The 12,458-nt window shown below is 59.6% G+C and carries 7 protein-coding genes, 4 pseudogenes and 1 other annotated feature; of the genes and pseudogenes, 5 read left to right on the top strand and 6 right to left on the bottom strand.

The features are described from left to right. Nucleotides 1-52: 52 nt before the first annotated feature. The 4 genes and pseudogenes from QMX83_RS06725 to QMX83_RS06740 form a co-directional block, all read right to left on the bottom strand. Nucleotides 53-2,221 carry an AAA family ATPase gene (locus tag QMX83_RS06725; RefSeq protein WP_053451505.1) on the bottom strand — a complete coding sequence of 723 codons (2,169 nt, stop codon included), beginning with the start codon at nt 2,219-2,221 and terminating at the stop codon, nt 53-55. An 806-nt stretch (nt 2,222-3,027) separates the two neighbouring features. Continuing rightward, nucleotides 3,028-3,687, bottom strand: coding sequence for a hypothetical protein (locus QMX83_RS06730; protein ID WP_171885045.1), 660 nt, complete (start codon nt 3,685-3,687; stop codon nt 3,028-3,030). Between the two features lie 266 nt (nt 3,688-3,953). Continuing rightward, nucleotides 3,954-4,733: a hypothetical protein gene (locus QMX83_RS06735; RefSeq protein ID WP_125358468.1), complete on the bottom strand. Its 780-nt coding sequence runs from the start codon at nt 4,731-4,733 to the stop codon at nt 3,954-3,956. Nucleotides 4,734-5,118: 385 nt separating this feature from the next. Next, nucleotides 5,119-5,235, bottom strand: a pseudogene (locus QMX83_RS06740) (antibiotic biosynthesis monooxygenase); the annotation flags it as partial. A 36-nt stretch (nt 5,236-5,271) separates the two neighbouring features. On the opposite strand from QMX83_RS06740, the gene QMX83_RS06745 reads away from it, so the two are divergent. Continuing rightward, the gene (locus tag QMX83_RS06745) at nt 5,272-5,793 is read left to right on the top strand and encodes a substrate binding domain-containing protein (protein ID WP_236253128.1); all 522 of its coding nucleotides are present in this window, start codon (nt 5,272-5,274) and stop codon (nt 5,791-5,793) included. 130 nt (nt 5,794-5,923) lie between these two features. Continuing rightward, nucleotides 5,924-7,086: pseudogene (locus QMX83_RS06750) on the top strand (IS3 family transposase). Beyond that, nucleotides 6,151-6,267: a sequence feature (AL1L pseudoknot), on the top strand. It overlaps the preceding pseudogene by 117 nt. A 255-nt stretch (nt 7,087-7,341) precedes the next feature. Here the strand turns inward: QMX83_RS06750 and QMX83_RS06755 are convergent. After that, the gene (locus tag QMX83_RS06755; protein WP_024957965.1) at nt 7,342-7,644 is read right to left on the bottom strand and encodes an antibiotic biosynthesis monooxygenase; all 303 of its coding nucleotides are present in this window, start codon (nt 7,642-7,644) and stop codon (nt 7,342-7,344) included. Nucleotides 7,645-7,758: 114 nt separating this feature from the next. Between QMX83_RS06755 and QMX83_RS06760 the strand changes: the two genes are divergently transcribed. From QMX83_RS06760 to QMX83_RS06770, 3 genes and pseudogenes are all read left to right on the top strand, one after another. Beyond that, complete coding sequence (locus tag QMX83_RS06760; RefSeq protein WP_049460453.1) at nt 7,759-8,721, top strand: helix-turn-helix domain-containing protein; 963 nt, start codon at nt 7,759-7,761, stop codon at nt 8,719-8,721. A 210-nt stretch (nt 8,722-8,931) separates the two neighbouring features. Then, nucleotides 8,932-9,996: an alkene reductase gene (locus QMX83_RS06765; protein ID WP_024957963.1), complete on the top strand. Its 1,065-nt coding sequence runs from the start codon at nt 8,932-8,934 to the stop codon at nt 9,994-9,996. Nucleotides 9,997-10,195: 199 nt separating this feature from the next. Then, nucleotides 10,196-10,797, top strand: a pseudogene (locus QMX83_RS06770) (DNA-binding domain-containing protein); the annotation flags it as partial. A gap of 80 nt (nt 10,798-10,877) precedes the next feature. On the opposite strand, the pseudogene QMX83_RS06775 reads toward QMX83_RS06770, so the two are convergent. After that, nucleotides 10,878-12,458, bottom strand: a pseudogene (locus QMX83_RS06775) (excinuclease ABC subunit A); the annotation flags it as partial.

The raw sequence follows: 12,458 nt of genomic DNA on the forward strand, positions 1-12,458 counted from the left end.
GGCGGCGGTGCGCTGGTCGCCGTAATGCAGGAAGCACAGCTGTCCTCCGCCGCTAGACCAATGCGGCGACTTCCGTGTAGACGCGGCGAAGATGCTGATCGGACATGTCCAAGATTGGCTCATACATGAAAGAGTTCAGATGAATGTTCTCCGGCGTCATCAGTAGGACGCGCTGAATGACGCCAATGTTGGGAAGTTCGGCAGGAAAGTCGTTCCGATAGCGCTTCAGTAGCGCCTGAGTCTGGTTGGTTGTGATCGCAGCCAGCCAAGCTGAATCGTTGATCCTCCCCGCCATGAATCGCTCTGCTTGCAGGCGCGTAGCAATCGCCAGCACAACCTTATTCTCGAAGTTGATTCCATCCGGGGCCTGCAGACAAGTAGCGACTTCAATGCCTAGAATATCGATGAGTCGCTCTCCAGGGTTGCCAGACTGTCCGTTGATGCCAAAGAGCCTGGAGTAGATGCCATCAAGATCCGCCACGGTGATCTGATCTGTACCGGCCTTCCAGTGAAGCAGGGACGTGAGGAGAAGATAGTCTGGATCTTGTTCGTCCTTCATGTACTCAATCAGGTTGCGCATGAAGGGAATACAGCAGATTTTCTTGCGGTTATCGGTGAAAAATGCGGGTTTCCACACATTGATGAAGACGTTACGCACGCCCTGGGCAGCCTCCAGACTTATCCCAGTGGCTGTCTTTGACACCATGAAGCAGTTCTTCCGATGAACGAGACGACGGCTCTCGATGGTCCGATAGAAATCAAAGTTGTGGGTCAAGATGAGCAGTTTGAAATTCTGGCCTTCAGCCAAGTCGGAAAGGTACTGGATGATGGCGTACTTGTTCTTGTAGTCAAAAGAGTCGGCGATGTCGTCAACAACTAGGAGTGTCTGCTTGCCTGCCGAGCCGCGTACCTCAATGTCAAACAACATAGTCAATACGTGAAACGCTCTTCTTTCTCCAGTACTTAACGTCTGTAGAAGCGTGTCTCGTTCGACTTGTGCTTGATCACCCCCCTCCTTGAAGACAAAGCCCAGGCGCGGTGCTGTCTCCGTTCCCAAAACAACTTGAACCTTATTGGCCACCTCGAGATGGAACGGGACGATGAAGCGGCTATTGAAGATATCAATCACACCCTGCCATTGTGTGTGCTCTTGGCCGGCCTGCGCCTCAATCTTGGCTGAGCGAACCGCAGCGTTCTCGATCTTGTTGATGAGGTCAGTGTATAGATCGTGATTCGCCTTCAGATAGGACAGCCAGAGCTTCTTGTTCAGGGCCGCTGGATCGGCCAGCTCGGGCAGCAGTTCCTCGTGCCCCTGCATGTACGCCTCAAACTCGCGAACCTGCGCGTTCTTCTGGATCTGCTTTTCAAGCTCTTCGTACTTCCTCCGAAGAGCAGCATCCTCAGAGATTTTGGCGCGCTCTGCATCAACAAGAGCTTGGAGCTCTGTCTCGGATTTGATCTCCTTCTCTTCGTCTCCGCTGAGTCGAACGGTATGATTTGCCTTAAAGAAGCCACTGATCTTCAGCTCCTTGGCGACGTTGGTAGCCGCGTAATAGTTGAAGCCTCCCTTCTTGAAGTACTTCGACGCGGCGAGCAACTCGTTGTACTTCTTCGTGTACTCGTTGATCGCCGTGCGGAAATCACCTTGGCCCAAGAATGCCACGACTTTCTCATCGTTTAGCACGTCGTAGGGGACATCCTTGAAGTCTGGCTTCAAGTCCTTTGACAGCTCATCCTTAAGCTCAACCAAAGCAGTGTTGAAATCTCCGTCTGCAGGCGCAAACGTTGACAGAATCTCGCGCTCCACAGAGCGCCTGGTTTTCGAGGTGGTCTTGATCGCCATGACAAGTGCTGCTCGCGCAGCGGTGATTCCAGTGTGCAGCGCTTCATACTCCTCACGAAGTGTGGCATTCACCAAGAGCGTAGCGGTGGCGTTTCCATTGCTGGCGAAATCCTCAAATGGCCTAAGCACGAGTACATCGCTAGCAACGAGGTCGGCATTGTTCTCATCGCTGACCACGCGGACCGTCGCGCGGTTCGGGAAAATTCTGTCGCGCGATGGGTTTCCATTGGCGATGTCCTGAAGGGTGCATGCCAAAGAGCTCTTCATCGAGCCGTTTGGTGCGTAGATGGCGATAGCTGCCGTGCCGGCGAAGTCCAGCACGACGTCCAACTTGCGGATTCCGTAGCAGTTCTCCAGTTGGAGCTTGAGCTTTTCCATTCTCTCTCTCTCCTAATTTTTAGTTCGAGCTTCCTAGGTCATTCTTTGCGGTTCGAAGCCAGATTTCCCCGAGTCAGAGTGGCAAGATCCAAGACGTCGGCCGGGGGATATTGTGGAACATCAGTTTGGCCTAGATGCCAGCGTATCCTGTAATTTGGCAGTGCAGCTCGGCGTGGGGCTGCACCGCCAGTCGGGTTCGGCCAGATCGGCTAGAGCCAACTGAGACCGATCAGCTGTCACATTGCACGGGCCGTACGGATGGCTCGGAAAGCTGATGCGGTCACTTAGGCCTGGACTTCCGGCAGGGGGGGGGGCCTCTGAGAGGTCGCCACCCTTCGCCGATGGAATCTCGCTGATGGACCTCAATCTATAGTAGGCGTAGAGGTGCACCAAGCGGCGGAGACCCGCGACAGGTGCCGGTAGAGACTTGTAGCACCGTCGCTATCAGCCCTGCCTTAAGCTAGGTGCGGGTAGCAGGAGCACGCGAGTAACCCGGTACCGATCACCGCGCCAGCCAATCGTGTTGTAGGGATCGGGAAGCCACCGTTGCTTGGCACCGAAGGTAGTTGCCTTCGTGAAGGACGCCTACACCCGCCTATGTTGCTGATCGAAGAGGATTGTCACTGCTAGATGGAGAGCTGAGTCCCCGGAAAAATCTGCTTAGATTCTACTGCAGAGTGTCGAGAACACCTCAATTTGTGCACCTTTGGATAGTCGAGGTCCAGTCTTGGCCGGAAGCGGACACTGCGCCAGTGGTCGATTTCCTGCCACCAGAAAGATGACGTTGCGGATGAACTCTCACGGGTCTAGATCCGCATATTTAGTCCCATCGGATACAACGTGGAAGTCTTGATCAGTTGCCTTTCGATCATTTTGGCTGAGGCCTCAGGGATCCCATAAGCCGAGATGTCGTGCACACAGATCACGTTCTGGCCCTGCATCCCCCGCATAGCCTCGTGAAAGCGGCGGTTCGAGTTCTTTTCCAGCGCTTCTTCAACGTGCTCCATGTATCTTTGCTGCCACGAGCGCCGAGATCGGCCGACATAGCTCATGCCTTTGATCGTCTCGTAGCCGATACGGCTTTTGGTGAAAACAAACGCCTTAACTTGCTCTTCTGCGGTTCCACTCTTTTTAATTCTCTCAAGCTCTTCTTGAGTGAACAGTGGCCGTTTGTAGGTATGCCGATAGACGATGTGATCACCGGTAGGTGTGTACTCCGTCGAGCAGTAAAGCAGGGGCACGCACACCAGTGTGCTGCCTCCGAACAAGCGATGTTTGCTTTCAGCGAAAAAACTTACCCCGCTCATATGACCGGGCTCCAGCATCAAAGTGAAAATCGAAGACCCGGTGTCCACGTCGTGATGGCCGACAAGCCGGATACCCGTGTGCGGGACACCTGTGGTCGCTGAATCACGAAGTTCGCCTTTGAGGACATTCACGCCTTGGTACCGCATGACCGCGTCCATGGCGACATCCACGTCGAAATGGGGGGGCGAAGAAGAGCCGCAGAGCGTCAGGGTTGAGAAAGCTCGACATGTGCGAGTGAGAAGGTTACTGAGGTGAATCAAGTATGCCTGTTGCCAAATAGTATCTGTAGTATGCCTTGTCGAAAATACGTGCCTCCGAACCGAGACACTCTGAAGTGCTCAATTAACGTCCAATCATGTGACGTCACATGAATCGGAATGCGTACGAAGCGGATCCCGCCTCAGCGAACCATGGAAGCAAGGTTCTATTCGGAGTGCGGCGGATGACTCCTTGTCGTATGCACGCCAGAAGCCTTTTGTGTCGATTCCGCAACTTCCGGTAGCGCGGGCAACCAGTCTCTGTACTGATCGAACGCTTCCTTGAAATTTGCCCTGTTCTCTTCTGCCTCGATTCCGTAGATGCTGAAGAGTGCAATGGTTCCTACTGGAACACCCTTGGGAGCTCGGCCGGCTTTACGCATGTTCTCTTCGTGGAGCACGGCACGCAGCGACTCTTTGTGATCAGTCCGCAGGTAGTTCGCCAAGTTCGAGATCTCTTGGTAGACCTTGCCTGCGTAATCGAATGCTTCGCCTGTCGTTGGAATCTCGCCTTTGTGGAGCGCCGCGTACCGGGCAGTAGCCAGTTTCTTGTCGAACTCGTAGGGCTTTCCGGTCGCCGCAAGATAGAGAAACAAGAAAGCACCGAACTGCCGCTCAGACTGCGAGGCCACCTCCTTCCACGAAGCCTCGAAGTTGCCCGGATCAACACCGCTGGACCGGGCGAAGACACGGATCGCAAGCTCGAAAAGTCGCTCGCGCGACGCAGCCAGGCATGCGACAGCTTGAAGCGTCTGATCATGGATCAATGCGTCTGCGGCAGCGGTCAGCAGCGTTTCGAACTTTGGGTTCTGGACGATGGAGAATGCTGCGTGGCCGAGCGGACATGTGGCCTCGACCGTGTGTCCATCGTAGTAGTCGCCTACAAACAGGTACGGTTGGACGCTGCCCGACTTGGTGCACTCAACGCACTGCAACAACGATTTCATCCAGGAATCTACCTCGTAGCAGAACTGATCGACACTAATTTGGGTGATCGAATCGCGTGAGCGTGCTTAGTCCAGTACACCGGCCCGGCCGATCTCGATCAGCTCGTCCGCGTCCGCTCAGTCGGCATGATGATGCCATACGATTGCTTGGAGTTCCCCCTAGAGTCTGCTTCTGGCGGAAAGCGGACATGGGCCCAGACCGACCGTAAGGGAAGGTGGCAATGTCCGCTACCGACCCAAAGCGGACGATGTGTCGTGCGCCTCTGCAATTCTGTCGAGCCGCCCATCGAAGGGGTGGTTTTATTTGCACTGGCCCCTGTTTTCGAGCCAGCAGCCATTGAAACCGCCCGAAGGCGGTTTCGGCTATCTACGCCTGCCGAGTTGCCTAGCCGGGCAGCTTTGCCGCAAGCACCTCTACCTTCTCGATGGTCGGCGGCTCGGAGAATAATTCCCCGGCCTTTGCCATCAAGGCCGCCGCAACCTTGCCGGAGAGATGGGCTTTGCCAAACGTCATCCCGACATCATGTTGGATGTGCGCTTGTCTGATCGCATCAGCAATGCGGTCGACGACAAGATCGATGTCGGGGTCAGGGTCGGGTTCATGCGCGACAGTCGTTTCGTCGCGCGCAAGGCTGCCGATATGCGCCTTACAATCGTTGCAGCTCCGCGTCTGACCAAGAAGGTGGGAACACCGGATGGAGTCGATGAACTGGCCGGTTCTCCGGTGACAGCGGCCATCGACATCAATACCGGGCGACCGTGGTCCTGGCACTTCAGTGCAGGACGCCAGTGGACGCCTGTGTCGCCAGCCTTCATCGCGGACAACGCCGACATGGAAATGGGCGCCGCATTGGCCGGTATTGCGTTTGCTCAATTGGCGGACTACATGGCGGCCCCCTATATCGCCAGTGGAAAACTGGTGCGGGTTCTGCAGAAGGAAGAGCCCCCGGCTTGGGGCTTGTATGTCTATCGGCCTCAGCGCGCCCCTGTGCCAGCGAGAGTCCGGGTCGTGTTCGATGAATTGCAGACAGCTATTGGGTCGTTGCCGGCTTTGCCTTAGGGAAGGTCTGAACAAGTCACTCGTTTGACTGTATGAATCGCCCCGGCTTCCCCGGAGGCTCCATCACTTGAGAGGATGGAGCCATGAGAAAGTCGAAGTTTCCCCCGAGGTACAGGAGCGGGCCGTCCGGATGGTGCTGGAGCACCAGAAGGACCACGACTCGCAGTGGGCCGCGATCGGTTCGATCAGCGGCAAGATCGGCTGCACGGCCGAGACCCTTCGTCGTTGGGTTCGGCAGGCCGAGCGTGACCAAGGCATGCGTGCCGGGCCGACGACGTCGGATCTGGAGCGATTGAAGCAGCTCGAGCGCGAGAACCGCGAACTGCGCCAGGCGAACGAGATCCTGCGCAAGGCGTCGGCGTATTTTGCCCAGGCGGAGCTCGACCGCCGCACCAAGTGATGCGCTCGTTCGTCGACGAGCACCGCGACGTCTACGGAGTCGAGCCGATCTGCCGCGTTCTGCAGATCGCTCCGTCGTCGTACCGGGAGCATGCTGCGCGGCGCCGGGACACGCTCCGGGCGTCGCCGCGCGTCCGGCGTGACCTTGCGCTCATGCCGGAGATTCAGCGTGTCTGGACGGAGAACCACGAGGTCTACGGGGCCGACAAGACGTGGCGCCAGATGAACCGCGAGGCGATTGAGGTGGCGCGATGCACGGTCGAACGCTTGATGCGAAAACTCGGGATTGCCGGGGTTGTGCGCGGAAAGTCGGTTCGGACGACGCATCCGGATCCGGCCCGACCCTGTCCGCTGGACCTGGTGCATCGCACGTTCAAAGCGGACCGTCCGGACCAACTGTGGGTCAGCGACTACACCTTTGTTTCGACTTGGCAGGGATTCGCCTACGTCGCCTTCATCATCGACGTCTACGCACGGCGAATCGTCGGCTGGAAGCTGTCGTCGAGCCAACAGACCCAATTCGTGCTCGATGCGCTCGAACAGGCGCTTCACGCGCGGCGTCCGGGCGACGCGCTGGTGCATCACAGCGACCGCGGATCGCAATATGTGTCGATTCGCTACACCGAGCGCCTGGCCGAAGCCGGCATCGAGCCGTCTGTCGGAAGCGTCGGAGACAGCTACGACAACGCGCTGGCCGAAACGATCAATGGGTTGTAAAAGGCCGAGGTCGTGCATCGTCGTTCCTGGCGCAGTCGCGAAGAGCTGGAACTGGCCACGCTGCGCTGGGTGGATTGGTACAACCACCGGCGACTACTCGGATCGATCGGCTACATCCTACCCGCCGAAGCCGAAGCGAACTACTATCAACAGCGACAGCACGTCACGGAGACGTGACTCACGCCAACGAGCCTCCGGGAATCCCGGGGCGATTCAGGCTTACGCTACACCGGGTCCAAGGAACTGCGGTCAAGACAGGAGGGCCTCCGCGCTGGGAAGAACTCCCAGGCGTATCGTGCGCACAGCTACCATACGAAAGTCCCACCCGAGGCTATTGAGAAACTCATTCGTCATCACACGAGTGAGGGGTCGCACGTAGGGCTGTGTGACCCCCATCCTGCAGCGTGAGCTGATTGGGTCAAGGCCGAGTTGTCATGCAGGCAGTTTGGCTGCAAGCAGTTCGACCTTCTCGATATTGGGCGGAGAACTGAGCAAGGTCACGGCGTTGGCCATCAAGGCCGCGGCGATCTGGCCGTTCAGATGCGCCTGGCGACCTGCCTCATCGGCAAAGGCATCGAACACACCAAACGTCGAAGGGCCAAACTTCAATGCGAACCAGGCCGTGGTGCCGGACTCGGCGTTGGCGAGCGGCAGTGCGCTGGCCAGGAAGTCGGCAAGCGCAGCCTCCTGGCCGGGTTTGGCTTCGAGGCGAACAAACAGAGCGAGCTTGGTCATGATGTATTCCTTTGGGTAAATGGGTTAGGTGAATGGATCAACGAGCCTGCAATCTAAATCCTCATAACAACCATCTCTATAGGCAATAATGACAACTTTGATATCATTGTTGCCATGAAACTCCACATCCTTGTTTGTGATGGCGTGTTTGATCTGGGGCTTGCGGCGCTCACTGACACAGTGGGCTTGGCCAATGCGATGGCGGGCTCGCTGCCACAGGCTCCCGCGCACATAGAGCTCACGCTGGTGGGCGTGCGGCGTCGCATCCGAACTGCGCAAGGCTTGACGGTCCCCGTGGTCACTGCGCGTGGTATGCCGGAACCAGACGTCGTGCTTGTGCCCGCGTTTGGTGACAAGATGCCTGACACGCTCTCGGCTCGGCTCACACGCCCCGACGTGCCCGACGCGGTCGCGGCGCTACAGCAGTGGTCCACCGCTGGCGCGCACCTAGGTGCCGCTTGCTCCGGTAGTTTCTTGCTTGCAGAGAGTGGCCTGCTTGATGGGCATCGTGCGACGACGTCATGGTGGCTGGGGCCGATGTTTCGGCAGCGCTATCCGAACGTCACGCTGGACGAGTCACGCATGATCGTGAACTCGACACGCTTCACCACCGCGGGTGCCGCTTTGGCCCACGTCGACCTGGCCTTGCGCATCATCCGGGAGCGCAGTCCGGCGCTGGCGGCCCTGGTGGCACGCTATCTGCTGGTCGAGACACGCAGTTCGCAAGCCGAGTTCGTGATTCCCGACCACCTTGCGCATGCCGACCCGATGGTGGAGCGCTTCGAGTGCTGGGCCAGACGTCGGCTCGCGAAGGGGTTCTCGCTCGCCGAGGCGGCCAGCGCCGCGGGCACAAGCGAGCGTACCTTGGCGCGGCGGCTGCAAAGCGTTTTGGGCAAGACACCGCTGTCGTATTTCCAGGACCTGCGCGTGGAACATGCCGTGCATCTCCTGCGCACCGGAAACGCGAGCGTCGACCAGGTCGCCGCACAGGTCGGGTACTCGGATGGGGTGACCCTGCGGGCCCTGTTGCGCCGTAAGCTGGGCCGGGGTGTCAGGGAGTTGCGACGCGGTGGATGACCAGAGGCGTTTGGTGTATGTACGGCTGGAGACCGCCGGGAAACTGTCCGAAGCAAAGGCCTACCCACTTGCGTCTACTACATCGTGCGTTGGGTGCGAAAGCACCAGCCGTGCCAAAATAGTTTTCAGTGACCTTTCAAAGGTCAGAGTATTGGGAATACTGTTAGCGTTACCACTGTTTTCTGTTCACTAATCTGGGTTTTCATCCACATGCTATTCAATCCACTTCAAGTAGGTTCTCTCAACCTGCCCAACCGCATCCTTCTGGCACCACTGACACGCGCCCGTGCCGACGCTGGCCACATGCCCAACGCGCTGATGGCCGAGTACTACAGCCAGCGAGCCACCGGCGGCCTGCTGATTTCCGAATGCACCATGGTGGCGCCCGGTACATCGGCCTTCGTCAATGAGCCTGGCATCTACAACGACGCGCAGATTGCAGCCTGGAGGCAGGTGACCGACGCGGTGCACGCCAAGGGCGGACGCATCTTCATGCAGATCTGGCACGCTGGCCGCGCAGCCTACCCTGGCGCTGCCGATGGCGCCCCCATTGTCTCCAGCAGCGCCACCGCTATTGAGGGTGAGATCCACACGCCCCAAGGCAAGGTGCCGCACGCGGTGCCCCGCCCCCTGGCCGTCGAAGAGATTCCCGGCATCGTGGCTGCGTTTGCTCAAGGCGCACGCAACGCCATTTCCGCCGGCTTTGATGGTGTGGAAGTACACGGCGCCAACGGCTACCTGATTGACCAGTTTCTGCGCGACACGCCCAACCAGCGCACCGATGCTTACGGCGGATCGCCGGAAAACCGTGCACGTTTGCTGTTCGAGGTACTCACTGCCGTGACCCAGGCGATCGGTTCCGAACGTGTGGGTCTGCGCCTGTCGCCCCTCAACAGCTTCAACAGCATGAAAGACAGCGACCCGCTGGCCTTCATCGGCTTCGTGGCCGATAGGCTCAATGCCTTCAAGCTAGCCTACCTGCACGTGATGCGCGCCGATTTCTTCGGCGTGCAGAAGGCCGATGTCATGCCCGTAGCGCGTGAAAAGTACAAGGGTGTGTTGGTGGGCAATATGGGTTACAGCGCTGATGAGGCAGAGGCAGCTATTGCCGAAGGTAAGCTTGACGCTGTGGCCTTTGGCACCGCCTTCCTGGCTAACCCGGACCTGCCCGCACGCATCAGGGCCAAGGCACCGCTGAACGCGCCTGACTCCAACACGTTCTACGCAGGTGGCGCCAAGGGCTATACAGACTATCCGACACTGCAGGTCGCGTAAGTCACCGCCCCAGAAGACCGAAGAAACGAGCCACTTTATACCCAAGGCTCTGCCCTTCGATCTTGCGAAGCTGTGAATCGATGGCGTCTACCGAGTGTTGTGCGCCATCACGATCTTTAATTGATAAGTTGCCTCGGTTTGCTTCGCCGCCCGCCGAACTCGTACATCGTCTCCGGCTCAGGTAGTGCCGAGGCCGATTTGGGAGGGCGACAGCACCACCATCGTTTCACCGCCCGCAGCCCAGCCCGTGCCCGACGTCATGGAGGATTTGCTCGCGATGGTGGGCTTGGGTGATTCGGCCGGCGTTGGCCAGGATGCCGAGGAGTTCCTCCACACCCCCGCGCCAGCAACAGCCGCGACGTCCATTCCATCGCCTGCACCCGCGCCTACGCCTGGGCCATCGGCAACGAAGCCATCCGGGGAACAGTTCATGGTTTGGCTGAAGCAGGGAATCGCCTCACGACGGTTCATCATCAACGACGCGAAGGTACTCGTGCATACGGTGAATGACACGGCCTGCCTGGTCAGCCCGGGTGTGTTCCACACGCTATGCGCAGGAGCATCCCGAAGTGGCCGCACTCGCCAAGCAGGAGAATCAACAGGATTGGCAGTGGGTGCAGAAGAGCTTCGAGAAGCTGCAGCTACATCGAAAGCAGCCCAGGACTGAACACTTGGACCTGTGAAGTCACGGGCCCGAGGAAGTCCCGCCGACTGCATGGCTACCTCCTCGAAGATGGGTCCTTGGCACTCGCCGAAATACCGCCCAACAACCCCCATCTTGCTCTGACTCAGGAAGGATGACGCGATTCGGGCATTGATCGCCACCGTCGTGTGGCGACGATCAAGTCCCCGCGAAAATTGGCAACATTTGGCGAACTGAGCTACTCGGCCCGCGCCAACTCCTGTGCAAGGAACGGAGCGGTTCTGCTGCCAGACGTTCGGGCCACCTGCTGAAGGGAGCCCGCCACCACGATGCTGCCGCCGGCAGCGCCTGCACCAGGCCCCACGTCGATCACCCAATCGGCCTGGGCCACCGCGCGCATATCGTGTTCGATCATCACTACGGTATTGCCGGCATCGACCAGGCGCTGCAACTGTACCAGCAGCCGGTCGGCGTCCGACGCATGCAGCCCGGTAGTCGGCTCGTCGAGCACGTACAGGCTTCGGCCGCGCTGGCTGCGCTGAAGCTCGGTCGCCAGCTTGATACGCTGCGCCTCGCCACCGGAAAGCTCGGTGGCCGGTTGCCCCAGGCGCAGGTAGCCCAGTCCGATATCGCGCAGCAGTTGCAGTGGCCTTGCCACAGCGTCTTCACCCGCGAAGAGTTCGCTGGCTTCGTCCACGGTCATCTGCAGCACCTCGGCGATGTTGCGCCCGTTCCATTGCACCTTCAGCGTGGCCTCGTTGTAGCGTGCGCCATGGCACGTCGGGCACGGCGCGTACACGCTGGGCATGAACAGCAGTTCCACGCTGACGAAGCCCTCGCCCTCGCAGGTCTCGCAGCGCCCCTTGGCGACGTTGAACGAGAAGCGCCCGGCGTCATAGCGGCGGCGTCGCGCATCGGGCGTGGCAGCGAACAGCTTGCGCACATGGTCGAACAGGCCGGTGTAGGTGGCCAGGTTCGACCGCGGCGTGCGCCCGATCGGTTTCTGGTCCACCTGCACCATTCGCTGTATGGCGTCCACGTCGCCTGCCAGACGACCGCCAGTCGCTTCGATCACTGTCGGCCCTTCGCTGGTGGCGGTTTCGGCCGCATCGTCTTCCGGCTCGTGGCCCAGGTGCAGCAGCACCAGCTCCGGCAGGGCCTGCGCGACGAGGCTGGACTTGCCCGAGCCGGAGATGCCGGTGACGGCCGTCAGCACGCCCAGCGGAATGCGCGCATTCACGCCATGCAGGTTGTGGCGGTGAATGTCCTGCAGCTCCAGCCAGCCGGTCGCTTCGCGTGCCCGGCTTCCCGGCGCGGGGATCTCATCGAACAGGTAGCGTGCAGTACGCGATTCGGCAATCTTGCGCAGGCCATCCGGCTCGCCGCTGTAGAGCACGCGGCCGCCACGCTCGCCGGCATCCGGCCCGACATCCACGAGCCATTGTGCACGGCGCATCAGGTCCAAGTCGTGCTCCACCACGAACACCGAGTTGCCGGCCTCGCGCAGACGGTCGAGCGCGTCGTACAGGGCTTGGCTGTCGGAGGGGTGCAGGCCCGCCGAGGGTTCGTCGAGTACGTACACGACACCGAACAGCATGGAACTCAATTGCGTCGCCAGCCGCAGGCGCTGCAACTCGCCGGCTGAAAGCGTCGGCGTGGCTCGGTCCAGCGTCAGGTAACCCAAACCCAGCCCACGCAGTTGACGCAGGCGCGCCATCACGCCACCGGCCAGGCGCTGCGCGGCGAGGCGCTTTTCTTCCGATAGCGCCGAGGTGCGGCGCACGTCGGGCGATACCGCATGGACGGCGCGGCCGGAGGC

The sequence above is a fragment of the Stenotrophomonas sp. PS02289 genome (genome assembly GCF_029960115.1).
Classification (GTDB): Bacteria; Pseudomonadota; Gammaproteobacteria; order Xanthomonadales; family Xanthomonadaceae; genus Stenotrophomonas.

Bases quoted from the DNA above. Each gene is read 5' to 3' on its own strand.
- QMX83_RS06765 (WP_024957963.1), top strand. From the start codon at position 8,932: ATGCTATTCAATCCACTTCAAGTAGGTTCTCTCAACCTGCCCAACCGC.
- QMX83_RS06725 (WP_053451505.1), bottom strand. From the start codon at position 2,221: ATGGAAAAGCTCAAGCTCCAACTGGAGAACTGCTACGGAATCCGCAAG.
- QMX83_RS06760 (WP_049460453.1), top strand. From the start codon at position 7,759: ATGAAACTCCACATCCTTGTTTGTGATGGCGTGTTTGATCTGGGGCTT.
- QMX83_RS06755 (WP_024957965.1), bottom strand. From the start codon at position 7,644: ATGACCAAGCTCGCTCTGTTTGTTCGCCTCGAAGCCAAACCCGGCCAG.
- QMX83_RS06730 (WP_171885045.1), bottom strand. From the start codon at position 3,687: ATGGACGCGGTCATGCGGTACCAAGGCGTGAATGTCCTCAAAGGCGAA.
- QMX83_RS06735 (WP_125358468.1), bottom strand. From the start codon at position 4,733: ATGAAATCGTTGTTGCAGTGCGTTGAGTGCACCAAGTCGGGCAGCGTC.